The following is a 23,662-nucleotide window of genomic DNA, read 5'->3' as shown; positions in this document are numbered from 1 at the left end:
CGCTCGGTCTGCGACACATAGGCTTCTGGCACTCCCCTTGCAGTCGCAAGTGTCGTTCCAGTCCCTAACGTCCCGTTGGGACTCAGGGCCAGCCTACGTCGTTAAGGCTAGTTCGTTAATTGCAATTGGTAAAATCCAAACAAAAAAGTGCGCGCGCAAATTTTCTAAAGAGAGATATAGCATAAGTTTTCAATTAAACTTTTTCCCAATTCTATAAAACATTCTTCTATTCGTGAAATTAAGAGAGGAAGAGAAAGAGAAAAAAGAAAATAGTTTACTTCGACTAATCTACCTTTTATATTAAAAGATCTAAATTATATCTGCCATCATTAGTTTTAATATCATTGATCATCTTTTAAAGGAAATGTTTATGGCTGAGCTCTTAAATATCACAGGTTCTCGCTCTATTCTGCTTAGTTTTTATAATAGTAAATGAAGAGAAATTAATTTGCTCTTCTTCTTATTTTTTCCTTGTTCCATTAGAAAGTTTTCATCATTATTTTAGGTTTCAAAAGAAAAGAAAATGTTCGAAAATTTGCGCGCTGGATTTATATTTACTTCGTATCGAGATTCGATCTAATTTGTTACCAACTGCAATTAACAGCGGCTTCTCGCTTCGCTGCGGGACTTGCGCCCTTGCTCGGCCTACGGCAAATTTCCCGCTTCTCCTAACGCCTCCTCCAGAGGCTCAGGGCGGGAAACTTCGGGAAGCCTAGTTCGTTATGCGTAATCGTATAAAATAATATCTAAAAACAAAAATAGAGAAAAAATTGAAATTTATAAGTTATATAATAATATTATCCTTAATAATTAACCTAATCGATTGCACAGGGACAATTAGATTTAATTTTTCATATCCAGAAAATTCCAAAGAAGTGACAAATCAGAATATTAATAGAAAATTTAAAATCGCTATATTTGACGATGGACAGAATATAAATAATTCGAACAAAGAGGAATTAGAAAACTTAAAACTTGGATTTCAAAATCAAATCCTTCCATTTAATATTGAAACAAACCGAAAAAAGTTTAATGATTTTGATTTAATCATCTTAAATTATTCGGTTTCTTATCCAAGTGGTTTTGAAAAAGGGATGATCAATACTTTGGTCTTTTTATCATATTTACAAATGTTCATTACTCTTGGCGTTCTTCATAGTGTTGACTTTAATTACAAATATCATCAAATAGATATCTATAATCCAAAAACAAAAAATGAAATTAAAATTTCATTTACTGAACAGATTCAAAAGGAAGATGGATGGGCTCCGTTTCTATTTGGTAAATTTAACGGGGAATTCAGTGAAAAACATAAAAGATATTTGGTCTTTAATTCTCTTGAATCCGATAGAAACATTATCGTAAAAAAAATAATGTTGGAAGCAAATTAATATACAGCCATATACGACTACGCATAACAGCGCCTTAACGCTTCGCTTCGGGACCAGCCCTCGCTCGGTCTGCGACACATAGGCTTCTGGCACTCCCCTTGCCTGCGCAAGTGTCGTTCCAGGCCCTAACGTCCCGTTCGGGACTCAGGGCCAGCCTACGTCGTTAAGGCTATTTCGTTAATTGCAATTTCGCAAAAATCGACCTAAAATATGAAAAAATCTTACTGATTTAATAAAAGAAACGGAAATCATAAAGAAATTCGAACTTCCTATTATTGACTTTTCAGAGCGAATTATGATAATTAAACCATGAAGATAGGATCTAAGCAAGAATTGATTAAGGAACTTTCTAAAATCAAACCAATCCTTAATAAAGATTTTGGCGTTCTTCAAATTGGTATTTTTGGTTCTTTTGCAAAAGATAAGATTAACTCAGAAAGTGACGTTGACCTACTTGTAGAAATGAAAAATCCAGATTTTGATTCTTTAGCTGGATTACAAATTTTCCTAGAAAAACTTTTAGAAAGAAACGTAGATTTGGTTAGAAAAAGAAATCAGATTAAACCATCTTTCCTTAATAGAATACAAAAAGATATTATCAATGTATGAAGAAATAAAGGAACGATTTGAGTTTATTTTCGAATCTATTTTGCTAATAGAAAATCGATTCTTTAAAATCAAATTTCCAGATGATCTAATCAACTCTCAAGATGGTATTACAATTTTAGATTCAATAGCTATGCGATTACAAGCAATCGGAGACAATGTAAAGTCTGTAGCTAAATTAGACAGTTCTTTTCTGAATAAATTCCCTGAAATCGAATGGGAAAAGATTATGAAGATGAGGGATGTTATTTCTCATCATTATGAAGGTCTAGATCACGAAATTATTTTTAATATTTGTATAAACAAAATACCGGAATTAAAAATATCAATCAAATCAATTCTAAAACAACTCAACGGCGGTTAACAGCGCCTTACCGCTACGCTTCGGAACAAGGCCTCGCTCGGCCTGCGGCAAATTCCCCTTCTGGCATTCCCCTTGCTTACGCAAGCTACATGCAAGTCCCTAACGTCCCGTTGGGACTCAGGGTCGGGGAACTTCGGTAAGTCTAGTGCGTTAATTGCAATTTCCGAAAAATTTAGTAAAATAAATTATTTAATGTGTTTTTCGCTAAATTTAGCTAATCAGCGAATAAGAAATTCAAGAAGAGAAAGACAAAAAGAAATTAAGAATTTCAATCAAAAAGCAAACCAACGAATGTTTATTCCATTAATTTTGTCTTTCTGAGAAATTACATTTATAAAAATACGCATGTTTTATAAGAGATATTTTAGAAGTCTCTATTACTCTTTAAAGCGAAAAACAAAAGAATTTAAGTGAAAGAAAGGAAAGAACAAAGAATAACAAGAGAAGAATAAGATACGAAGAAAATTAAGAATCTATATTCCAAATTCTTTCCTTTCTAAATAAATCTCTTCTTCAATTTCGGAAACTGCAATTAACAGCGGCTTCACGCTTCGCTGCGGGACTTGCGCCCTTGCTCGGCCTACGGCAAATTTCCCGCTATTCCTAACGCCTCCTACAGAGGCTCAGGGCGGGAAACTTCGGGAAGCCTAGTTCGTTATATGCAATTGCCACACTTTTCTTGAGTAAAAAAGTATTTGAAAGAAAATGATTGCATTCACTCATAACTAATTTAGGATATAAGTTGGCAGATTTGCACACTTATGAAGCAGATAATAATATGGCAGTGTTCGCTTCCGCAACTTATATAGAAAAGCCTAAAAAACTCTTTTCAAAGAAAAGTAACAAATTTATTAGATTGAGCATAGCACCATTAAGACTAGAAATAGATTTAGATTTTGGTTGGGGAGAGAATACATTTACCATCTATGAACTGTATAAACTAGAAGGTAATTTTAAATTTCCTGAGCGGAAATATAGCTTATACGAAGCAATGTACGATGAAAAACAACTGCAATTTGAATTTGAACGTTTGATTGAAATTTTCAAGTTATGCGGGAAAAGATTTCTATCAAACGATATGTTACTAAAACGTGATTTAGAGCAGCAAAGACAAAATATATCTTCCGTTACCAAAAATGAAATGATTTCTAAAAAAGCTGAAAAAGCATTCAAAGATCATCTTTGGGAAGATGTGGTAACATTGCTTACTGGCAAGGAAAACTCTTTAAGTTCATTAAATCAAATGCGTTTGAAATATGCAAAAAAAAAGATTCAAAAATTCAAATGACAAACTATTTTAAATCATATATTAATCAATATTCATATACTTTTAAAGCTTCATAAATAAATCAATAACACGGGCAACTGCGTATAACAGCGACTTACCGCTACGCTTCGGCACAAGGCCTCGCTCGGCCTCCGGCAAATTGTCCTTCTGTCACTCGCATGCATACGCAAGCTACGTGCCAGTCCCTAACGTCCCGTTCCGGGACTCAGGGTCGGACAACTTCGGTAAGTCTAGTTCGTTATACGCAAGTCCCTAAATAAAATTAAAGAAAATTAATATGATTAGAAAAAAATATGCATTTTTAGTATTTTTCATAACTACTTTTTTAAATTCCGAACCTTTAATTTTCGGAGGAAATAATCTAGGTTCTGATGAAATGGTATTGAAACTTGAAAACTCAAGTGCTCTATATTATTTTAATGGTGAGGGAGATGGTTGTGATGGTTTTAAGGCAAATTTTTCACAAAATGAAAATACTTTTAACTTCACAAATTTGATATCCAATTGCTCTAACAAAAAATTGAAAAATTTCAATTGTATTACGAAAATAGATGATAATTCATTAATATTTGCAGAATACTTACAATGTGATAATAAATTAATACTTTATAATAAAAACAAAGAAATTAAAGGAAATCTTAACAGAAATTACAATGGATTTGAGGTTCTTACTTTAGGCTTAAAAAATGGAACTGTAACTTCCAACCTAAAAATGAGAGAAAAACCAAATACTCAGTCTAAATCATTTACTTGCTATTTTACTCATATCGACGACGATAACATTAAAGAAAATGAAATAAATTTTATTCCTAAAAATATAAATCTCACTATTATTGCAAAAACTTTAGCTGAAGATACCGTAGGGGACAAAATAAATTTCTGGTATTTAGTATATCCAGTTTCCGATTCATATAATGGTTGTTTATTAAAAAACTCAAAGCAAAAAGAAGGTTGGGTTTTTGGAGAATACATCAAATTTAATAATTAGGGACCAGCGCATAACAGCGTGGAAACGCTGCGCTTCGGCACGAGGCCTCGCTTGGGCTACGCCACATTTCCCTTCTGTCACTCGTTTGCATCAGCAAACTCCGTGCCAGTCCCTAACGTCCCGTTGGGACTCAGGGTCAGCCTACGTCGTTAAGGCTAGTTCGTTATACGACATCACCTGAAATTAAATTCTGGAAATAATAACTATTGACAACAGTATCGCCTTGCGTTAGCATGCAATAGTGATACTAAGTTTTGCTGACAAAAAAACTGAAAAAGTTTGGAAAGGTGAGTTTTCTAAAGATTTACCGACTGAAGTTCAGAACCAAGGCAGAAAAAAGCTTAGGATGATAAATAATGCTCAAAATATTGAAGATTTAAAAGTTCCTCCGGGCAATAAACTTGAACCTCTAAAAGGCGATAGGAAAGGTCAGTTCAGCATACGTATTAATGATCAATGGCGTATCTGTTTTAAGTGGGATGGAAATAATGCTTCTTTACTAGAAATTGTTGATTATCATTAAAAAGGAGATTATATGAAACGTTTACCAAACATCCATCCGGGACAAATTCTATTGGAAGAGTTTCTTACTCCCTTAAAAATCACGGCATATCGACTTGCAAAGGAAACTGGTATTCCGCAAACAAGAATCAGTCAAATTCTACTCTATAAAAGGTCAGTTTCTGCTGATACCGCAATACGCTTATCGAAATTCTTCGGAACTACTCCGCAGTTCTGGCTTGGTCTACAAAATGATTACGATTTGGAAGAAGAAATGTTAAAAAAACAGAAAGAATTTAACGGAATTCACAATTACAAAGATTTAGCAATAGCTTCTTAATCCTTTACCATTACAACGGTGACGTCGTATAACAGCGATACGAGACTCAAGGCAACGCATTACTTCCGAACACTCCTTTCCTAAATACTCACTTGATTTAAAAAATACCAGATTCCCACTCACAAATTGACTTTACGAAAAGACTGAATCTTATCAATACTTTCAGAACAAGGTAACCATTCATTCCCTTTTGCTACATCAAATTCGAAATAGGAAATACAATAGTATGAGTAATAAAAAGAAATTGTCACCAAAACAATCAAATGACCTACTCCAAGAATTAAAAGCCCGCTTCGAGAAGAACAAAAATCGACATAAGGATTTGGACTGGGCGAAAATACAAACTAAGTTAGAAGCGAACGCCGAGAAGTTATGGTCTCTCAGTGAAATGGAAAAAACTGGAGGAGAACCGGACGTTATCGGATATGATAAAAAAGCAGATGAATATATTTTTTATGATTGTTGTGAAGAAACTCCCAAAGATCGCCGCAGTGTTTGTTACGACAAAAAAGCACTTGATGCAAGAAAAGAACATAAACCAAAAAATAGCGCCATTGAAATGGCAAATGCAATGGGTATAGAGTTATTATCAGAAGAACAATACAGAGAACTACAAACGCTTGGTCACTTTGATACCAAAACTTCCAGTTGGATCCAGACACCTACGAGTATTAGAAACTTAGGGGGAGCTCTTTTTGCAGACTTTCGTTATGGAACTGTTTTTATCTACCATAATGGCGCAGATTCTTACTATGCAGTCAGGGGATTCCGAGGATCGTTACGAGTTTAAAAAATCAATTATACAAACGATATTATAAATGCGATTGAACATAATACTATTAAGTCCTTCTTTCAACCAAAGAGCATAAATTAGTAAGCTATTAATTCTTTATATTACCCGTGTCAAATCTATTCACAAACAGACTAGTTTCTCAAAAAGATTATAAAGCTCGGTGGGCAAATTTTTTCAACTCCGACAACAATTATGAACAAGACTACCAAAAACATGGAATCGACGGGCTAGCGATAAAACCCAACAGTCCATTTTGGTATCTGAGAATGATCGAAAACAAAATTGTAATTTCATCTGGCACTTGGGGAACAAAACAATCTTGGGTCAATCGACTCATCACTACAACCCAATCCGAACATATATTCTCCTCTTCCTTTTGGAAAAATTATTCAGCAAATCGATGTTTAATTCCAGTAATGTCTTACTTTGAATGGCAAACCCAACTCAGTGGGGAAAAACATAAATTCAAAATCGAATTTAAGGATAAAGAATCCTACTTCGGTGGAATATGGGGTTCCTATCCAAACAACACAACTTGGGTAACAATTGTAACACAAGTTGCCAACGTGAAGACAGCAGAAATTCATAACTTTGGAAATAATAAACATAGGCAACCAATCGTGATTCGCAAAGAAAATCAAGATCATTGGCTTGATCCAAAGATCAATTCGGAATCAGAAGTTAAAAACCTCATCACTCAATTCCAACCCGAAGATATCACTACCGAAGATCTTGATTATGAACAAACTCTATTCGGTTAGCCAATATGAGTTCAAATTTAGATTGATTCCTGCTATTTCGAACCTTATTATATTTTTTACTTATGATCAGTATTGAGACAATAAGAAATCTTGCCTTTACTTTACCTGAAGTAGAAGAGATGCCTCATTTTGAAAAAACTTCATTCAGGATTAAAAACAAAATTTTTGCAACGGTGGATAGGGAAAATCATATTGCTACTTTTAAGTTTTCAAAAGATGATCAAGAGTTTTTTTCTTCTGCATCAAATGGATCTGTATACGCTATCGACAATCGCTGGGGCCAAAAAGGTTGGACCCACGTTGAACTAAAATCAATCGACAAAAGTATTTTTAAAGATATGATGCAAATCGCCTATTGTGAAATTGCACCGAAAAAACTACGCGACCAAGTAAAACACTCCAAGTAATCAATTCACTTAAGAAACACTGAGTTCACGGATTTGTAATAGAATTTCTGAATTCTAAAATCCGACTAGATTAATAGTGGAAAACATTAGCCCTAAAATCATTCTATAGATTATGAGTGATGTTTGGACGAAAAGATGGGATGAACGTTATAGCCGAGAGGAGTTCGCTTATGGTGAGTCACCGAACCAATATTTAAAAGAACAACTCGATAAACTCAAAACCGGTAGTATTCTTTTTCCCGCGGAAGGAGAAGGTAGAAATGCAGTTTATGCAGCGAAAATCGGTTGGAAAACTTTTGCGTTTGATATCAGTGTAGAAGGACAAAAAAAAGCGAAGTTATTCGCTGAAAAGAATAAAGTTTCGATTGATTACCAAGTAGGTGGAATCGAATCTCTAGGTTATAAGCCAAATCAATTTGATGTGATTGCGCTTATCTATGCACACTTCCCTGCTGCCGTCAAATCACAATACCATCAAATACTAGATCGTTTACTCAAACCCAATGGATATATTATTTTTGAAGCATTCAGTAAACGACATATTGATTATCTAGCAAAAGACGAAAAGATGGGTGGTCCAAAAGAAATTGATATGTTATTTTCAATTGAAGAAATTCAATCCGATTTTCCAAACTATCATGTGATTGAACTAAAAGAAGCGGAAGTTGATTTGAAGGAAGGTGAGTTCCATAATGGAACCGGTTCCGTAATCCGATTCGTAGGCCAAAAGAAATAATATTACAAACCAAAGACTATCGTGTTTGTTTCGTAAATAAAATAAGTGATTTTACTGCTTAATAGCATCGCCGAGAGCCATTCGGAATTGTTTTAATACTACCAAAAATATCTTCCTGTTTTTCACAGGCAACGAAAGAAACAATGGAAACCTCTATTCCCATTTTGATTGTAACCAATTACTGAGATAGGAAAGTCCCATTGTAAAGTAGTGTATGTTATCGTTTTTGACTACCGAAAACATACACCTCTAGTTTTATCTGCTTGCAAAATGAACGATTAAAAATTCATTTCTGACAAAGAGACTTCAATTCATATCATCAATTTTAATATCACTAGGCGCAGGTCTTCCAACTCCCACCTCAACAAGGCTTTTTAAACTAAGTAGAAAAGTAGCCCATTTCATACTACAGTGAGCAGTGAATTCCGATTCCTTTTTCCAATCTTGGTGTCGGAAGTGAATGATCGTCATTCTGCCTCCATCCGGCGCCTTACTGGAATTCAATTGAAAGTCGATATGAGAACCTACCCAATCTTCTGGACCGGAAACACACTCCCATAACACTCGTTTGGGATCTGATTCTTGCACTTTCATCTCAAAAGCATTCCCATGCCCAAATCCAAACTGAATGGACTCACCCACCACAGAAACACCCGAAGCAAAGCTTCCTTCTACTTCCTTTGTCCACCAATTGGCGAGACCCGCTTTTGTTGTCAATGCACTGATGACTTCCTTTTCATCAGCCCTAATTCCTACTTTGTGGTATATCCCGTTCATACAACACTCCTGTTTTTTATTTTATTCTTTAACTAACTTTTATATATTAATGATCTTCTCTCGATCTTAATCCATCCATTGGCTTAGGTTTTCGAGAATACTGGTCCAACCATGGTTGTGCATTTTGATTTGAATGTCGTTTATGAGTTGTTCGTGGATCAAAGTCACTAAGGTTTGCGGTTTTTGTTTCAGACCATTTTCTATAATAACATCTGATATTTTCGTGAAGGTTACGGTCACAAGAGTATCTTGGTTTTCTGTGGCATGAGAACGCCAAGTAAATACAAGTTTATGTGGTGAATCAATTGTGATGTATTCTCCTTGGTGTGGGAAAATTTTTCCATCGAGGGTCATGTTAATCAAAAATTTTCCGCCAGGTCTTGGATCCATTGTAACCGACTCAATTCCAATACCCTCACCTGACAAAAACCAAAGAGCAAAATCTTCAACGTTTAGCCATGCCTGAAAAATCCTTAGAGGATCTGCACTAATTCTTTTTTCTACTTTTAGGATTTGTGGGTTCATTTCCTTTTTCCTCTAAAAATGCTTCGAGTCTTGTCAATTTATTTGACCAAAACTCTTGATGATAGGTAATCCAGTTGGTTGCTTCAGACAAAGTCTGGCTTTGTAATTCCAATCGAAAACTACGACCGTCTTCTGGAGCTCGCACTTTCTTTACAAGTTCTGCTTCAGTCAGGACTTCAATATGTTTGGCCACTCCAGCAAAAGACATAGCAAAAGGCTCTGCAAGTTCAGTGATACTCAAAGAACCTTTACGAAGCCTGGCCAACATTTGTCTCCGCGAATGGTCTGCTAGTGCGGCAAACACTCGGTCCAAAATCTGTTCTTTTTTTCGTAATTCAACCATTTAGTTGAATATAATATTTCATATTTTTTTAGTCAAATATTAAACCAACTGGTTTAATATTTTTTATCCATCCCGAACGGAGCAAACAAAAGGACGGGAAAACCATTACCCTTCACTTTAGGAACCGGTGGATTTGATCCCCTCTATTCCAGAAAGATTGTTTGATATAGGATTTACTTTTCCTGATAGAAATAGAAATCTATCCTCTAGAGAGTGAGTATGAATTGGATTTTACTTTTTATAGCCGGCCTTTTTGAAGTTATGTTTGCAGCTTGTTTGGGAAAAGCCAAAGAAACCACTGGAAACGAAGCTTACTTATGGTATTTAGGTTTTTTTATCTCTTTAACCATCAGTATGTTGTTACTCATTAAAGTAACCCAAGTCTTACCCATTGGCACTAGTTATGCGATTTGGACAGGAATTGGTGCGGTGGGAACGGTCTTAATCGGTATCTTTTTCTTTAAAGAACCAGCTGATTTTTGGAGGTTATTCTTTCTTTCTACACTCATCTTATCGATTGTCGGATTAAAGTCTGTCTCTCACTAAAGACAAGACCCAAAAAATCATATGAGTCACAATTTGACTGAAAAAAATCCCATTCCCTCTTTTTTAAAACCGATCAAAGAAAACTTATTTGATCGTCTTGGTTTGCCAATCACGAACTTGGAACTCGAGCTGGAAAGTGCAGAATATGATGCCTGTCATTTTCAAATTCCAAATCAACATATATGGTTTCGTAGAGCAAAGATCACTCCTAAAAAAGTCGGACAATTTGTAACTTTATGGAAACGAAGTAAAAAAGGTCCAATAGAACCCTTTCATATCAAAGATGATATCGATTTCTGTATCATTGTCACAAATCACAAAACTCGTATCGGTTATTTTCTATTCACAAAACAAATATTAAGTGAAAAAGGAATTTTAACCGGTAAACGAGAAGGCAAAAGAGGATTTCGTGTCTATCCTGCTTGGGACAAACCAAGCAATAAACAAGGAACCGCAACACAAAACTGGCAACTCCCTTTCTTTATCGAATCCACAGGAAACAAAGAGGATATAGATTCTATTGCAAAACTTTTAGAGATTCACCGTAAGTAGTAGAATTGTAGATACTATTTTTCTCGTTGACGTAACTTCAATATCGACCTTTCATTCCTGAGATGAAATTCCTCAAACAAATTTGGATCAAGACCCTGAACATTGGAGTAACCAATGATCTACATGAAAAGGATGCAAAGTTCATTCGTTTGACCAATGCTATTGCCATCATCGTCGGAATTTGGTTATTTTCCATTATTCCCTCTCTACTTCCCTACTACCCCTCTAGCCAATACATCATTTATAATTCTATCTTCTTTCCCGTAATTTGGTTACTTGTTTTATACTTATCCGCCTAGACAACTAAAGTATATATCTCGTGTTTCTTTATCTGCTCTCATCCTATTCATTGCCGTAGAAGTGTATTTAACAAACAAAGGTCCAATCATCCAAGCACCACCAGAATTCTTTTGGCTCGGAAGACTCATCACACTTGTTGCCCTTTGTGTATTAGTGTATATAGTTACTTTATTCAATTACAAAACTCTGCACAAAGCCCAAGACTTACTTGAAATTGAACATCAAAAATCAGAAAGCCTGCTCCTAAATATCCTCCCCCCTACTATTGCACACCGACTCAAATCAAAAAATGAAATCATTGCTGACAAAACAAATGAAGCAACGATCCTTTTTGCTGATATCGTAGATTTTACAATCCTATCGCAAACAATGGAGCCGGAAAGAATTGTCTCTCTTTTAAACGATATTTTTTCGGAGTTCGATACCATCATCAAAACTCACAATTTAGAAAAAATCAAAACCATTGGTGATGCCTACATGGTAGCTTCCGGAATCCCTGAGTCGAGAGAAGACCATTGTGAAGCTGTTGCATTATGTGCACTTGATATGTTATCTTCTATTAAAAATGGCATCTCCGAAGATTCTAAAAACTTCAAAATTCGAATTGGAATCCATACCGGCCCAGTCGTCGCAGGTGTGATTGGTAAAAGCAAATTTATCTATGATTTATGGGGAGATAGTGTGAACACCGCCAGTCGTATGGAATCGCATGGAACCGAAGGAAAAATTCATGTTTCCAAAGATGTATACCAAAAACTAAAAACAAAATTTATATTTGAAGACAAACGAGAAATCCAAGTGAAAGGAAAAGGAATTATGGAAACCTATTTTTTGATTCAAAAATCTTAATGATAGGTTTTGAAATCCTGAGATGAAATCAGATGATTCTTTGAATTCTACTTTACCACCAACTGGCAAAGAGGAAAAAAGTGCAATGAGTCAGATTTTTCGTAAAACCTTAACCACCCACCACTTTGATTTGGATTGGAACCGTCATGTCACGAGTAGGACCTATGAACGGTTTGGTTACGATGCCAGGTGCGAAATTCTAAAGGAATTCGAATATCCTATAGAACGAATGTTAAACGAAAATATCAGTTATATTCCCGGATCCACCTATGTCCGTTTTTTAGACCAACAGTTTGTAGGTGCTGAGATGACTGTGGAATCACAAGTCTTCCGAATGAACAGTGGGGTTCTCCTCTGGAAACAAAGTATTTTGGGACCCAGCGGAAAAAAAGCCTGCGAAATAGAAACAACCTCCAGTTTGGTTCAGGATGGAAAGATCATCATCATCCCAACTATCCTTGCATTCAATATCGCTCCCTACAAATTCACCATCCACCCAAAGCCCACCAAACAAAACACAGTGGACCATGAATATTATATTCCTTTTAGTGATATGAATTGTTTTTGGAATTTACCTTCGGATGCAGTATGGAAAATTTTTGAGGAAGGTCGGTTTTTATTTTTTAAAGAAATCGTAGATTTGAATTTAATCAAAGAGACGGATGCCACTACATTTTTTATGGGCGGTGAAATCTTAATCCACAAACAACCGGAACCCGGCTCTCATGTAAAAATTTTAAGTTGGATTGAAAGTTTTGAAAAGATTCGTTTTTATTTTAGACAAGATGTAATTGATCTGAACGGAAACTTACTAGCAAGCATGAAAGATGAACAACTGTTTGTTTCTCTTTCGAAGGCTCGGCCAAGGAGAGCACCGGAAGCCTTCTTTAACAAAATAGAAAGATTTATTGAATGATCGGCGTTTTTTGTTTGAGGAGGATTTCCTCATCTGCAGTCAATTCCCGATAACTACCGAGTGTGAGTGTCGGGTCTAGTATTAAGTTTCCCATCTTCACTCTTTTTAGGTAAGTGACTTCCTTACCTAAACTTTGAAACATCCTACGAATTTGTCTAAACTTACCTTCTTTCAACCAAACCGTTACAATCTTTGGTTGGTTTGAATCGGGAATCGCAAGCCTTGCAGGTAAAGTTTGATAACCATCATCCAAAACAATTCCGGTTTCAAAAGCAAGGATGTCTTCTTTGGTCACATCATCAGAAATTTCAGCATAGTATTCTTTTTCTACAAAATGCTTAGGAGATGTATAATAATGACCGAGCGGCCCATCGGTGGTAAACAATAACAACCCCTCTGTTTCTTTATCCAATCGACCCACCGGAAACAAATCCATATTCGCATGCCTTTCGCTTAAGTAGTCCATCACCGTTTTCTCACGACTGTCTTCTGTTGCTGTGATACAATCGGGAGCCTTATTCATCATAAAGTAGTAAAACTCTTTACGAACAAGAGTCTCTTCATAATAGATCACTTCATCATTCATAGAAACTTTAAAACTAGGATCCTTAACCACCACACCGTTAACTTTGACTAGTCCCTGATGGATCTCTTTTTTGACATCGGAACGAGAACCGAGCCCATAATTTCCTAGAACTTTATCAAGGCGATCTTTTGACATATCTTATCATCCTTACAGTGCAAAAGGAATATGACAATCAGGAATTTCTTTAAGTAATGATGAATTGAATCAAAAAAAGGTATCGAAAACAAATGCCGAAAACAATCTAACTAGTATGTTCGATACCTTTCTAAGGATTGTCAAAACTTCACGAATTGCCTTTGATTTGGCTTACAAAAGTTCCCCTGTTTTAACTGCGCTTATCTCCATTCTAACGATCGCCAACGGTTTGTTCCCCTCTTTACTTGTATGGATCGGAAAACTGATCATCGACTCCATCCTCCAAAATCAATCCACCTCTGACCAATGGATAGATTTATTACAATCAGATGCGGCAAAATTAGTTTATATGGAAGGGATTTTAACCATCCTCTATTTTGGTTCGCAGAAGTTGTACAACATTGCTTATACTTTACTGCGCATTCGATTGGGCCAAGAAGTCAATGAAAGGATTTTGTCTAAAGCCATTCGTTTGGAACTCACTCAATTTGAAGACTCAGAAACCTACGACAAAATGACACAAGCAAGGACAGAGGCCTCTTCAAAACCTCTTTCCATGGTCACAAGATTTTTTACCATTGCCCAGTCCTCCATCACGATCGTCAGTTTCTTTGGACTTCTCATCAAACTCTCTCCACTCGCATCATTCATTTTAGTCATTGCATCCATTCCTTCTTTCATTGCAGAAACAAAGTTTTCGAATCATAGTTTTCGGTTGTTCCGATGGAAGGCAAAAGAAACAAGAGAACAAGTGTATCTTGAAACTTTGATGGCAAGAGAAGACAATGCAAAAGAAATTTTACTCTTTAACTTAGGAAAAGAATTCTTAAATAGATATAAAAACAACTTTCAAAGGATTTATATCGAAGACAAAAAACTCACCCTAACAAAAGGTATATACAGTTTTCTCCTTGGTTTACTCAGTCAATTTGCTTTTTACGGTTCCTATATCTGGATTGTATGCCTAGCTCTATTACATAAAATTTCATTAGGGGAAATGACAATGTATCTTGTCATCTTCAGACAAGGTCAAAGTACATTTTCCAATGCCCTTTCTGCTTTTGGTGGTATCTATGAAGATCATTTATACATCGAAAATCTTATGGAGTTTTTGGATCTAAATATCCTGAAACAATACGGAAACAAAAAAGGCAATCACCAAAGATTAGGAATTGTTTTTGATTCTGTTTCCTTTCAATATCCTGGTGCCAAACAACCTTCTCTTTCCAATGTTAGTTTTGAATTAAAACCAGAAGAAAAACTAGCCATTGTAGGTGAGAATGGATCTGGAAAAACAACTCTCATCAAACTTCTCACTCGTTTGTATTCTCCAACATCAGGTAAAATTTATTTAGATGGAATTCATTTAGAAGATTGGGATGAAGAAACTTTACGCAGAAGGTTCGGAGTGATCTTTCAGAACTTTGTCCAATACCAATTCAAAGTGGGAGAGAATATTGGGATGGGTGATGTACAAAAAGTGCAGTCAGAAGAAGAATGGATTCCTGCAGCGAAACTTGGAATGGCCCATGATTTTGTAACCAATTTGGAACAAGGATATGCGACGAGACTAGGGAAGTGGTTCCAAGATGGACGTGAACTTTCAGGAGGACAATGGCAAAAGGTGGCCCTTGCTCGCGCATTTATGCGCACTAGTGCCGATATTCTTATCTTAGATGAACCTACTTCAGCCATTGATGCAGAAGCTGAAATGAAAGTATTCGAACATTTTAGAGAACACACTCAAGGCAAAACTGTCATCCTAATTTCCCATCGATTTTCCACTGTAAGAATGGCAGATCAAATCTTAGTACTCGAACAGGGAAAAAAAACAGAATGGGGAAGCCATGAAGAACTTCTTTTGAACAAAGGGAAATATGAAAAACTATTTCGATTACAACAGGCCGGATATCAATAGCAGGGTTATTAAATCCGATACTATAAGTAATGGATAAGAACAAAAGGAGGATAGGACATGGAAGACAATTATTCTAATTTAGGTATGCGAAAACTTAAAGATCTTATCGATTCCTTTGGAGAAAGATCAAAAGAAATTGGGTCTGTGGCTGGATCAATCCAACAAGTAGCAAAACAAACCAACTTACTTGCATTAAATGCTTCTATTGAGGCAGCCAGGGCCGGCGAACACGGCCGCGGTTTTGAAATCGTTGCCAATGAAGTGACGAAGTTATCTTTCCAAACTTCCGAAGCGACAAAAAAAATATCTGAAATCTTATCTCGTATTAATTTAGAAAATTCATCCGCAAATTCAGATGTACTTGAGATGGAAAAACAATCCATTTTAGATAACGCAGAACTTTGGACTAGTAATATCGCCAAAGAACTCGAATCCAAATTCTACATCATGGCTACATCTCTCTATGGCTTAAAATTTTTAATTCAAAGTTTGGTTCATGCAAACATTGGAATGAAACGAGAACATTTACTTCTTATCTTACAAGAATACTTGATACAAAACGAACAACAACTGGCTTACGCGATTTGTTGTGAACCAAATGTGATCGATCAGATGGATCCAGAATACAAATCTAAGGAAGGCCACGATGCCAACGGAAGGTTTGTCCCTTACTGCCACAGGCATACGGGAAGGATTTCTATTGAACCTTTACAAGGTTATGACACGGCCGGAGAAGATGAATGGTACACTCTTCCTCGTGATTTAGGGGAAGACATCATGATGGAACCTTACGATTATCCAATCGAAGGAAAAACTGTCAAAATGACAAGCCTCATGACTAATTTATTTTTACATTCTAAATTTGCAGGGATCCTTGGTGCCGACTTTTCTTTGGAGCAGTTACAATCCGAACTCTCCCCTAGAAAAATATTTGGAATCGGTAAAACCTCCCTCATCACTTATAACGGAAATTTTGCCTCCCATCCAGATATGGAATCGCTTGGTATAACAGCTGAGATCCTCACCGAGGAAGCAAAAAAGGCCATCCAGAAAGGAGAAAGTTTTACCTTTATCGACAAATCTAGTAACGCGCGGATTCTAAAACCAGTTCGTATTGGCCAAAGTAAAAGACCTTGGAGTATCCTTGTTGAATTCAATTTGCTTTCTGCTCTTAAAAAATAAGGAACCTATTTTCATTTCGTAACTTGTGATTAGATACTTGCTTACCCCTCCCTAGAAAAAACTCTGGTTCTATGGACATCGATTCCTTGTTACAGGACCTAAAAACACTTTTGGACTCTCCCAAAGACCTTGTAACCATTTCGGAAGAAAAACGATTGGAACTCATGGTCCTCTGTGGCAAAATTTCTCGCCCCGATCGCAACGAGGTTCGCAAAAGAAACCGCACTGTCCGCGTCGAAAAAAAACAAACACTCAAAATCCAAGAAAAACAGAAAACTGCTCTAACAGGAATCAGGCGAGCACGAGAAACAGCTGTGTTCAAAGCACCTTTACAAATCTCCAATACAGCAGGATGGTCCTGGGACAAAGCAGAAGAACTTTCAAACCCTAAACCATGTTATATTTGTAAAACACCCTTCACCAAGTTACATTTTTTTTATGACTCCATGTGTCCTAATTGTGCAGAACTCAATTACTCCAAAAGGTTCCAAACCACAGATCTCAGGGGAACTGTAGCAGTCATTACAGGATCACGTTTAAAAATTGGTTATCAGGCAACCTTACTTTTGTTACGTGCCGGTGCCAGAGTCATCGCTACGACAAGATTTCCAAATGATTCCGCAATTCGTTTCGCCAAAGAAGTCGATTTTCACTTATGGAAGGATCGTTTACAAATTTTCGGTTTGGATCTAAGACATACACCCAGTGTGGAAATCTTCTCTAAATTTTTAGAAAACCATTTGGAAAGATTGGACATCCTCATCAATAATGCCGCCCAAACGGTTAGGCGCCCGCCTGGTTTTTATAGTCACCTACTCGACGCAGAAAAACTAACCATTTCTGAATTACCACCAGAGGCACAAAAGTTACTAAGTTTTTACCAACACTGCAAACAAGAGTTAGATTCTTATCGGTCTGATTCAGAAATGAAGGACACTGCCACGGCCCTTGCCGTCAGTTGGAATCACAAAACACCAGGGGTCGGAATTCGTTCTTCTGCGGCACTCTCTCAAATTCCCTACTCTCATGACAATTCAAATGAACTGGAAGCCGTTTTTCCGGAAGGCCAACTCGATGCTGATTTACAACAAGTTGATCTTCGCAAAACGAATAGTTGGCGGTTACGCCTTGGCGAAATTAATACTTCTGAAATGTTAGAAGTCCAATTAGTGAATGCAGTAGCACCATTTGTACTTTGTAATCGTCTTGTTAGTCTGATGCGAAGGGACAATACGGGTAAAAAACATATCATCAATGTTTCTGCCATGGAAGGAAAATTCCATAGGTTTAAAAAAGAAGACCGCCACCCACATACCAATATGGCAAAAGCGGCACTCAATATGATGACGCATACCTCAGCGGAAGACTTCGCAAAAGATGGAATCTTTATGAATGCGGTTGATACTGGTTGGGTGACAGATGAAGATCCGGTGGAACTTGCCAAAAGGAAACAAGACCTACATGATTTCCAACCACCTCTAGACATTGTGGACGGGGCAGCTCGGGTCATTGATCCCCTGTTTGACGGTGTCAATACAGGGAAACACTGGATTGGAAAATTTCTAAAAGACTATTTCCCTATTGATTGGTAGCCGGAATCTGGGATGAGAGAATTGGTTCTTTGGGAGAAAACTTCTTCAAAAATTGAACAAAGGATATCAGATTTCCTTTTTTAAATTTAAACTTAAGGATGGTCGTTGCTGGAGTTTTCAATCGAACGAGCATCTCTTTCCAATCCTGTGAATCCAGTTCGACAACCAAATTAGCATCAGCAAGTAGACCGGGAATGACTTCCGCCACAGCTTTTCGCAAATGAATGGTGTACTGTTCTTTCGTATCAGAAAAAACAAATCCCACCTTTTCATCAGAATCAATACTTAAAGCCGGATCCAAATTGGTAACAAAGCTACTTAAGATAACTTTGACTGGATAACGACGTAACAAAGCAGGACTTGGTCTTACTTTGATTTTTGCAACAAACTGCTTCCTAAGTTCTAAAGCTTCCGTAAGATAATAATGTTTGGCATTAGCATTTGATTCCGATTGGCCCAGTTTTTCTAAGGCCTCAATACGCATGGAAACTACTTCAGTGAGTTTGGGATCATTCCGAAGGAGGTAGCCTGACAAACTCAATACGGCTTGGTATTCTTTGGATTGTAACTTACTTTTTGTATATTTCAGTAGATTCTCTTTTCCTCCCGCCAAATCCACAATCAAATCAGCATAAGCCTTCCGATCCAGTGGTTGCAACTCTGCCGAGTCACCACTAAACCAACCCAAATTTCCTGTAAACGCGGAACGAACGGACCAAGACACCTTTCCATACACTTCTTGCAGGTAAGGAGATTTTTTTAAATGATCGGAAAGTTTCACAAACTCCACTAAATCATCCGGGTGGTATCCTGCATTGATCCCACGGAGGGACTGGTCATGTACGAATTGTACGGCATCTCGATAATCTGTCACAGTATCAAAGATAAATGTTTTCCCAGTGATTGGTTTTCCATGACTGGGAATGAGGTGGTCTGGTTTTAAATTCCGAATGATATCAAGGGACTGATACCAATTTTTCAAACTACGAAACCATGTTCCCCGAATTGTATATAAATTGGGAAATGCTTTATAAAAATTATCTCCAACTAACAAAACATTTTTTTCTGAATAATAAATATAAATTTGATCATCGGTTTCACCAGGGGCATGGATTAACTTCAATCGAACTCCAGAAACATCAATTTCCAAACTATCTCGAAATGTTTTTGTCGGTGGAACAAAATCCAATTTTGTATCGGCATTGTATCCTTGGTAAGGTCCAATCCCCACATTGACCAAATCACTTTTTTCTAAATAGTTCCCAAACATACGAGCACTCCTTGTCCCAATGATGGGAGTGGTTTCACTCGCTAGTTTTTGAACCGCTGGTAGTAGACTTTCGTGCGCATAAACGTCCGGAGACTGACCATCAGCAAACGTCCCAGAACCAAAAATATGATCGGGATGACTATGGGTATAAATGATTGCTTTGATGGGCAAAGAGGATATCTTTCTAAACTCTTCTAATACTTGTTTGGATGCCTGTATCTCATCTAAGGTATCAATGATAATCAGACCATCTTTTCCAACGATTAAGATCGAATTAGCAATTCCATATCCTACTGCGGAATAAACTCCGGGAACCACTTCATAAATTTTTTTCTCGAACTCAGCGTTAAAATTTTCTAGATGAACTTTCTCGGAACCTGTGGGTTCTTGTTTTGGTTTGGTGGAATGGCAATCACCAAATTGGAATAAAAAAATACATAGAATTAGAAAGTTAAGATGTAATTTCATAGATGATTCAATACAGAAATAAGATAAGATAGATGGAAACATAGTTTTATGGGGAGAGCAAGGGAACTTTTCAATTCAACCCACTGGATTGTACGAATTGTATAATCCGTAAGCGCTCACACCTGAGAAAGAATTTCATCCCAGATCGATGAAAAGCCAAAACAATCTAACTTTGATTAGCTGGTATAAAATGGATTCTCGTCCTTCCCAAAAAAACCTCCTATCTTAAATCAGGAACTAGACACAAAATACAATATATTGGATATCCATCTGTAATAACAGATTTAGGCCTATTCCCACAGCCTCTTTGGAGAACAGTGTCCAAAACACTACAGAGAGACCCAATGAAACAAATTCTATGGAGCCTATCCTTCTTCCTTCTCGCCTTTTATCCTCTTTTGGCACAATCTACGACTAAAGAAGGGGTGACCCTACCCAAGACAAACGAACCTAAGGAAAATCCGGCTGTCTCGGGGGACGAGAAATCGGACAAGGAAAGGTGGAGATTTCTCTTCTATGCAGGCGCGGGTAAGGCAGAAATCCAAACCAACCCCAATATCCCTTTTGCTCATCGGGATCCAAATACAGGACTTGCTATCAATCCAGGAATCGGAAAACGAACGGGACTTACCAATGCGGGAACTACCAATTTTCCATCGGAAGGATCGGGAACCAACCAAGGGTCTGTATTTACATTAGCCAACGACAAATGGCTGTTTGCTTACGGATACACTTCCATTGATTTAAAAATGTCACCGGCAAACCAGGGAACGGTTCCTTTACGTTCCTTTGATTCTTCTTCGGAACATGTAGTTCGTAATATCCGAGTGGATTATACTCAAAAAATTACAGATGTTTTTTCTACCGTTTTCTCTGTCCGTCAATTCCTTCGCACAGGAAATTATCAGTGGGATAATGTATTAGAAAATACAAACACAACGAATCACTATGTTGCCTTTCCGAAAATTCAAGTGAATGACAATATGAGAATTAATATCTTTGCATTGGGATTCAAATTCACTTATTTTAAAAATTGGGAAATAGAACCTTACTTTCAATATCGTGATGCCAGGTTCTATGCAAACGTATTCTCCACTGTAGGGATTGCACAAAGATCAGATAATTTACTTTTGCCATCAGATCCCACTGCCATTGGGAATGCCTGGGCTTACCAAGGACTCGGTAGTGCCTATGCGTTACCGCTCTACAACTCCATTAATAAAGAATTTGGAAACGTTGGATTAAGGTTACAATACAATCCTTATAAGTTTTTATTCTTGCGAACTGATGTAAGACGAAACCCTGTTCTCGCGGCCTGGGAAGTGCGCGGGTCAGTCACTGTATTTTTTAATAAGTATTTTGGAATTACAGCAGGTGGAGTGTATGCGGAAGCAGAAATCAACCCTTTAAGTTTACATGGTTGGGAAATTGGCCCTACTTTTACTTATTTGTTTTAAAGTAGAACCAATTTCTAAATCAAAGGGTAATTACCAAACCTAATGGTTTATGTTAATTATGGTAAAGGAATTTCGATTCTTTTACCATCATGTCCAATGATCAAATCTCCATGATATACCTTTTGAATCGGATCTTTATAGATGGCTTTGGTTTGAATATAACCTTTCACAAATGGAATCATATGGGTTAAAACCAATGTTTTTACTTTTGCCGCTTCTGCCAAGTTTCCTAATTCGGTAGCATCAATATGGTATAACTGAATGTCTTTCATAATTTTACTGAGCCGTGGATTATCAATGGATTCATAAGCCTTTTCAACTTTCGCAATCATAGATTTGTTCATCACTTCAGAAATTAGATAATCTACACCAGAGGACTGTTTCTTTAGGAATTCAGAATTAGCGGTATCACCTGAAATCACAATGGATTTTCCTTTGTATTCCACTCGGTAACCAACTGCCGGCTCCACAGGTTCGTGATTCACAAAAAAACCATGAACCACAACCCCATCCTTCTCATAAATAATTTTGGAAGAACCATCTGATTTAGGATTAAATTCATTTGCCTTGGCCCCTTTCCACTGTGCCGGCATAACAGCTTCGCCATGGTGTTTGGTGCGGTAGTAGTATTCCAATTGATAACTCTTTAGAAATCCATTCACAAGATCACCAGTCCCTCTCGGCCCGTATACAGTCAGAGGTTTTTGCCTTCCAAGTAACCAACTGCGATCAATCACCTCACCTAAATCGGCAAAATGATCCGAATGAAAATGCGTAATAAACACCGCATTGATTTCTGCAACTGGTAGGTGCAGTTTCTCCATCGCCATGGCAACACCATCCCCACTATCAAATAACAAAAACTGACCATTCACAAAGATTGCTGTGGAGTTTTGAATGCTTTCCGAAGGAAGTGGGGAACCAGTTCCTGTAAGGACAATGGTTATTTTATCTTTGTTAAAAAGCTCTTTGGCAGCTTCGACCTTTACCGTTGTACTTTCGTTAACACGGCTGAGAACAAAACGATCCCAAGAACAAGAGAGAGTCAACAACAAACTAAAAAGAATGCTGTATTGGAGTGGATGGATTTGGTTTAACTTCATAGTTTTTCCTTAGTATTTTTTTTGAATGTATCGAAACTCGTTCGTAATATAGTTCTAAAACCGATATGACCCGTGGCCAAGTGGTCTTCTTGTGGTTGTTTGGCGGCAGCTCTATAGCGTTTGCAGTAGTTTGGTGAACAGAGATAAGATCCACCTTTAATGGTATGGTATGTTGATTGATCCAATGTTTGAGTTACTTTCCAAGGATCAGCTGTATATTCCCAAACATTTCCAATCATATCATAAAGACCAAATCCATTTTTCGCAAAACACCCAACAGGCGAAATCCCAGAAAATCCGTCTTGTCCTTCATCGACGAAAGGAAATTCACCCTGCCATGTATTGGCTTCTTTTAATGGTTGGTTCTCTGTTTGAGATTCTTCTGACCCACCACGAGCCGCCCATTCCCATTCCACTTCTGTAGGTAGGGACCTGCCTTTCCACTTAGCATACAAGAAAGCATCTTTGTAAGTGATAGCAACCACGGGATAAGATCCCTTCTCCTCAATGGTCGATTCAGGCCCTTCTGGATGACGCCAATTGGTTCCAGGAATATACTGCCACCAAGCGAGAGGAGAGTCTTTAGGAACTTGGGTGGAAGGTTTTTGAAATACCACAGCACCTGGTTCATAGATTGGATTACCTAACTCTCCACCGAAACCAGAACTCTGTTTGGATTCCGCTTCTGTGATGTATCCCGTCTCAAAAACAAACTTAGAAAATTCATCATTTGTGGTTTCTGTTTCATCCATCCAAAAACCAGAAACCGATGTAGTGTAGATGGGTGATTCTTCTGGATAAACATTGTCCCCTTTTTTGAATTTGCCAGAAGGAACCCAAACCATTCCCGAAATTTTTGTGTTCCCATTTGATTTGGGGAAGTCACAAACATTTTTCTTAGTTCCAAAACTACTAGAAACTAGATAACAATGAGAAAGACCCAAACATAGAAATACTATTCCTAGTTT

General features: G+C 37.2%; 26 protein-coding genes and 1 pseudogene. 20 read left to right on the top strand and 7 right to left on the bottom strand.

What is annotated here, in order from left to right:
* The first annotated feature begins 770 nt into the window (after positions 1-770).
* The 11 genes from JWG41_RS17025 (at position 771) to JWG41_RS16980 (ending at position 8,175) form a co-directional block, all read left to right on the top strand.
* Positions 771-1,391 (top strand): hypothetical protein, encoded by a 621-nt coding sequence (locus JWG41_RS17025; RefSeq protein ID WP_205271011.1) that lies wholly within the window; start codon positions 771-773, stop codon positions 1,389-1,391.
* 309 nt (positions 1,392-1,700) lie between these two features.
* Positions 1,701-2,000: a nucleotidyltransferase family protein gene (locus JWG41_RS17020; protein ID WP_205271010.1), complete on the top strand. Its 300-nt coding sequence runs from the start codon at positions 1,701-1,703 to the stop codon at positions 1,998-2,000.
* Entirely contained in the window at positions 1,993-2,361 is a 369-nt protein-coding gene (locus JWG41_RS17015; RefSeq protein ID WP_205271009.1) for a HepT-like ribonuclease domain-containing protein, read from the top strand. Before JWG41_RS17020 ends, JWG41_RS17015 begins: the two co-directional genes overlap by 8 nt.
* 742 nt (positions 2,362-3,103) lie before the next feature.
* Positions 3,104-3,649, top strand: coding sequence for a hypothetical protein (locus tag JWG41_RS17010; RefSeq protein WP_205271008.1), 546 nt, complete (start codon positions 3,104-3,106; stop codon positions 3,647-3,649).
* A 277-nt stretch (positions 3,650-3,926) separates the two neighbouring features.
* Positions 3,927-4,637 carry a hypothetical protein gene (locus JWG41_RS17005; RefSeq protein WP_232374073.1) on the top strand — a complete coding sequence of 237 codons (711 nt, stop codon included), beginning with the start codon at positions 3,927-3,929 and terminating at the stop codon, positions 4,635-4,637.
* 241 nt (positions 4,638-4,878) lie between these two features.
* Entirely contained in the window at positions 4,879-5,160 is a 282-nt protein-coding gene (locus tag JWG41_RS21055) for a type II toxin-antitoxin system RelE/ParE family toxin (protein WP_332461308.1), read from the top strand.
* A gap of 12 nt (positions 5,161-5,172) precedes the next feature.
* Entirely contained in the window at positions 5,173-5,478 is a 306-nt protein-coding gene (locus JWG41_RS21050; protein ID WP_015679763.1) for a HigA family addiction module antitoxin, read from the top strand.
* 226 nt (positions 5,479-5,704) lie between these two features.
* Positions 5,705-6,268 carry a DUF4256 domain-containing protein gene (locus tag JWG41_RS16995; protein ID WP_205271007.1) on the top strand — a complete coding sequence of 188 codons (564 nt, stop codon included), beginning with the start codon at positions 5,705-5,707 and terminating at the stop codon, positions 6,266-6,268.
* Between the two features lie 110 nt (positions 6,269-6,378).
* Positions 6,379-7,032: an SOS response-associated peptidase family protein gene (locus tag JWG41_RS16990; protein WP_205271006.1), complete on the top strand. Its 654-nt coding sequence runs from the start codon at positions 6,379-6,381 to the stop codon at positions 7,030-7,032.
* 62 nt (positions 7,033-7,094) lie between these two features.
* Entirely contained in the window at positions 7,095-7,439 is a 345-nt protein-coding gene (locus JWG41_RS16985; RefSeq protein ID WP_205271005.1) for an MmcQ/YjbR family DNA-binding protein, read from the top strand.
* Between the two features lie 112 nt (positions 7,440-7,551).
* Positions 7,552-8,175, top strand: coding sequence for a class I SAM-dependent methyltransferase (locus JWG41_RS16980; protein ID WP_205271004.1), 624 nt, complete (start codon positions 7,552-7,554; stop codon positions 8,173-8,175).
* 306 nt (positions 8,176-8,481) lie between these two features.
* On the opposite strand, the gene JWG41_RS16975 is transcribed toward JWG41_RS16980, so the two are convergent.
* The 3 genes from JWG41_RS16975 to JWG41_RS16965 form a co-directional block, all read right to left on the bottom strand.
* Complete coding sequence (locus tag JWG41_RS16975; protein WP_205271003.1) at positions 8,482-8,952, bottom strand: SRPBCC family protein; 471 nt, start codon at positions 8,950-8,952, stop codon at positions 8,482-8,484.
* Between the two features lie 66 nt (positions 8,953-9,018).
* A complete protein-coding gene (locus JWG41_RS16970; protein WP_205271002.1) occupies positions 9,019-9,477 on the bottom strand; it encodes an SRPBCC family protein in 459 nt (152 codons plus the stop codon).
* Complete coding sequence (locus JWG41_RS16965; protein WP_205271001.1) at positions 9,440-9,820, bottom strand: ArsR/SmtB family transcription factor; 381 nt, start codon at positions 9,818-9,820, stop codon at positions 9,440-9,442. The genes JWG41_RS16970 and JWG41_RS16965 overlap by 38 nt, the downstream gene beginning before the upstream one ends.
* Positions 9,821-10,039: 219 nt before the next feature.
* Between JWG41_RS16965 and JWG41_RS16960 the strand changes: the two genes are divergently transcribed.
* The 5 genes and pseudogenes from JWG41_RS16960 to JWG41_RS16940 all read left to right on the top strand — a co-directional run bounded on the left by JWG41_RS16960 (position 10,040) and on the right by JWG41_RS16940 (position 12,983).
* Complete coding sequence (locus tag JWG41_RS16960; RefSeq protein ID WP_205271000.1) at positions 10,040-10,366, top strand: DMT family transporter; 327 nt, start codon at positions 10,040-10,042, stop codon at positions 10,364-10,366.
* A gap of 21 nt (positions 10,367-10,387) precedes the next feature.
* A complete protein-coding gene (locus tag JWG41_RS16955) occupies positions 10,388-10,918 on the top strand; it encodes a MepB family protein (RefSeq protein ID WP_205270999.1) in 531 nt (176 codons plus the stop codon).
* A 62-nt stretch (positions 10,919-10,980) separates the two neighbouring features.
* Complete coding sequence (locus JWG41_RS16950; RefSeq protein WP_205270998.1) at positions 10,981-11,217, top strand: hypothetical protein; 237 nt, start codon at positions 10,981-10,983, stop codon at positions 11,215-11,217.
* Between the two features lie 208 nt (positions 11,218-11,425).
* Positions 11,426-12,067, top strand: a pseudogene (locus JWG41_RS16945) (adenylate/guanylate cyclase domain-containing protein); the annotation flags it as partial.
* A gap of 85 nt (positions 12,068-12,152) precedes the next feature.
* Positions 12,153-12,983, top strand: a complete 831-nt coding sequence (locus tag JWG41_RS16940; RefSeq protein ID WP_205270996.1) for an acyl-[acyl-carrier-protein] thioesterase — start codon at positions 12,153-12,155, stop codon at positions 12,981-12,983.
* Here the strand turns inward: JWG41_RS16940 and JWG41_RS16935 are convergent.
* On the bottom strand, positions 12,973-13,704 hold the full coding sequence (locus JWG41_RS16935; RefSeq protein ID WP_205270995.1) for a pseudouridine synthase: 732 nt from the start codon (positions 13,702-13,704) through the stop codon (positions 12,973-12,975). The two genes, JWG41_RS16940 and JWG41_RS16935, sit on opposite strands and share 11 nt — an antisense overlap.
* A gap of 115 nt (positions 13,705-13,819) precedes the next feature.
* Between JWG41_RS16935 and JWG41_RS16930 the strand changes: the two genes are divergently transcribed.
* From JWG41_RS16930 to JWG41_RS16920, 3 genes are all read left to right on the top strand, one after another.
* Positions 13,820-15,622, top strand: coding sequence for an ABC transporter ATP-binding protein (locus tag JWG41_RS16930; protein WP_205270994.1), 1,803 nt, complete (start codon positions 13,820-13,822; stop codon positions 15,620-15,622).
* A gap of 57 nt (positions 15,623-15,679) precedes the next feature.
* Complete coding sequence (locus JWG41_RS21190; protein WP_205270993.1) at positions 15,680-16,804, top strand: methyl-accepting chemotaxis protein; 1,125 nt, start codon at positions 15,680-15,682, stop codon at positions 16,802-16,804.
* Between the two features lie 71 nt (positions 16,805-16,875).
* Positions 16,876-18,396, top strand: coding sequence for an SDR family oxidoreductase (locus JWG41_RS16920; RefSeq protein ID WP_205270992.1), 1,521 nt, complete (start codon positions 16,876-16,878; stop codon positions 18,394-18,396).
* Here the strand turns inward: JWG41_RS16920 and JWG41_RS16915 are convergent.
* The gene (locus JWG41_RS16915; protein WP_205270991.1) at positions 18,383-20,134 is read right to left on the bottom strand and encodes an alkyl sulfatase dimerization domain-containing protein; all 1,752 of its coding nucleotides are present in this window, start codon (positions 20,132-20,134) and stop codon (positions 18,383-18,385) included. The genes JWG41_RS16920 and JWG41_RS16915 overlap by 14 nt on opposite strands.
* 344 nt (positions 20,135-20,478) lie before the next feature.
* Between JWG41_RS16915 and JWG41_RS16910 the strand changes: the two genes are divergently transcribed.
* Positions 20,479-21,591 carry a hypothetical protein gene (locus tag JWG41_RS16910; protein ID WP_205270990.1) on the top strand — a complete coding sequence of 371 codons (1,113 nt, stop codon included), beginning with the start codon at positions 20,479-20,481 and terminating at the stop codon, positions 21,589-21,591.
* Between the two features lie 56 nt (positions 21,592-21,647).
* Here JWG41_RS16910 and JWG41_RS16905 read toward each other — a convergent pair whose 3' ends face one another.
* Entirely contained in the window at positions 21,648-22,694 is a 1,047-nt protein-coding gene (locus JWG41_RS16905; RefSeq protein WP_205270989.1) for an MBL fold metallo-hydrolase, read from the bottom strand.
* Positions 22,691-23,638 carry an SUMF1/EgtB/PvdO family nonheme iron enzyme gene (locus tag JWG41_RS16900; protein WP_232374071.1) on the bottom strand — a complete coding sequence of 316 codons (948 nt, stop codon included), beginning with the start codon at positions 23,636-23,638 and terminating at the stop codon, positions 22,691-22,693. Before JWG41_RS16900 ends, JWG41_RS16905 begins: the two co-directional genes overlap by 4 nt.
* Between the last annotated feature and the right edge of the window lie 24 nt (positions 23,639-23,662).

Source organism: Leptospira chreensis (genome assembly GCF_016919165.1).
Classification (GTDB): domain Bacteria; phylum Spirochaetota; class Leptospiria; order Leptospirales; family Leptospiraceae; genus Leptospira_A; species Leptospira_A chreensis.
This window is presented reverse-complemented; position numbering and strand designations above follow the sequence as displayed.

Excerpts from the sequence above, each read along its gene's own strand:
- JWG41_RS16950 (WP_205270998.1), top strand. The coding sequence starts at position 10,981 with ATGAAATTCCTCAAACAAATTTGGATCAAGACCCTGAACATTGGAGTA.
- JWG41_RS21050 (WP_015679763.1), top strand. The coding sequence starts at position 5,173 with ATGAAACGTTTACCAAACATCCATCCGGGACAAATTCTATTGGAAGAG.
- JWG41_RS17005 (WP_232374073.1), top strand. The coding sequence starts at position 3,927 with ATGATTAGAAAAAAATATGCATTTTTAGTATTTTTCATAACTACTTTT.
- JWG41_RS16915 (WP_205270991.1), bottom strand. The coding sequence starts at position 20,134 with ATGAAATTACATCTTAACTTTCTAATTCTATGTATTTTTTTATTCCAA.
- JWG41_RS21190 (WP_205270993.1), top strand. The coding sequence starts at position 15,680 with ATGGAAGACAATTATTCTAATTTAGGTATGCGAAAACTTAAAGATCTT.
- JWG41_RS16920 (WP_205270992.1), top strand. The coding sequence starts at position 16,876 with ATGGACATCGATTCCTTGTTACAGGACCTAAAAACACTTTTGGACTCT.
- JWG41_RS16980 (WP_205271004.1), top strand. The coding sequence starts at position 7,552 with ATGAGTGATGTTTGGACGAAAAGATGGGATGAACGTTATAGCCGAGAG.
- JWG41_RS16960 (WP_205271000.1), top strand. The coding sequence starts at position 10,040 with ATGAATTGGATTTTACTTTTTATAGCCGGCCTTTTTGAAGTTATGTTT.
- JWG41_RS16970 (WP_205271002.1), bottom strand. The coding sequence starts at position 9,477 with ATGAACCCACAAATCCTAAAAGTAGAAAAAAGAATTAGTGCAGATCCT.
- JWG41_RS16905 (WP_205270989.1), bottom strand. The coding sequence starts at position 22,694 with ATGAAGTTAAACCAAATCCATCCACTCCAATACAGCATTCTTTTTAGT.
- JWG41_RS16975 (WP_205271003.1), bottom strand. The coding sequence starts at position 8,952 with ATGAACGGGATATACCACAAAGTAGGAATTAGGGCTGATGAAAAGGAA.
- JWG41_RS16985 (WP_205271005.1), top strand. The coding sequence starts at position 7,095 with ATGATCAGTATTGAGACAATAAGAAATCTTGCCTTTACTTTACCTGAA.
- JWG41_RS16940 (WP_205270996.1), top strand. The coding sequence starts at position 12,153 with ATGAGTCAGATTTTTCGTAAAACCTTAACCACCCACCACTTTGATTTG.
- JWG41_RS16955 (WP_205270999.1), top strand. The coding sequence starts at position 10,388 with ATGAGTCACAATTTGACTGAAAAAAATCCCATTCCCTCTTTTTTAAAA.
- JWG41_RS16965 (WP_205271001.1), bottom strand. The coding sequence starts at position 9,820 with ATGGTTGAATTACGAAAAAAAGAACAGATTTTGGACCGAGTGTTTGCC.
- JWG41_RS17020 (WP_205271010.1), top strand. The coding sequence starts at position 1,701 with ATGAAGATAGGATCTAAGCAAGAATTGATTAAGGAACTTTCTAAAATC.
- JWG41_RS16935 (WP_205270995.1), bottom strand. The coding sequence starts at position 13,704 with ATGTCAAAAGATCGCCTTGATAAAGTTCTAGGAAATTATGGGCTCGGT.
- JWG41_RS16995 (WP_205271007.1), top strand. The coding sequence starts at position 5,705 with ATGAGTAATAAAAAGAAATTGTCACCAAAACAATCAAATGACCTACTC.
- JWG41_RS17015 (WP_205271009.1), top strand. The coding sequence starts at position 1,993 with ATGTATGAAGAAATAAAGGAACGATTTGAGTTTATTTTCGAATCTATT.
- JWG41_RS16910 (WP_205270990.1), top strand. The coding sequence starts at position 20,479 with ATGAAACAAATTCTATGGAGCCTATCCTTCTTCCTTCTCGCCTTTTAT.
- JWG41_RS16930 (WP_205270994.1), top strand. The coding sequence starts at position 13,820 with ATGTTCGATACCTTTCTAAGGATTGTCAAAACTTCACGAATTGCCTTT.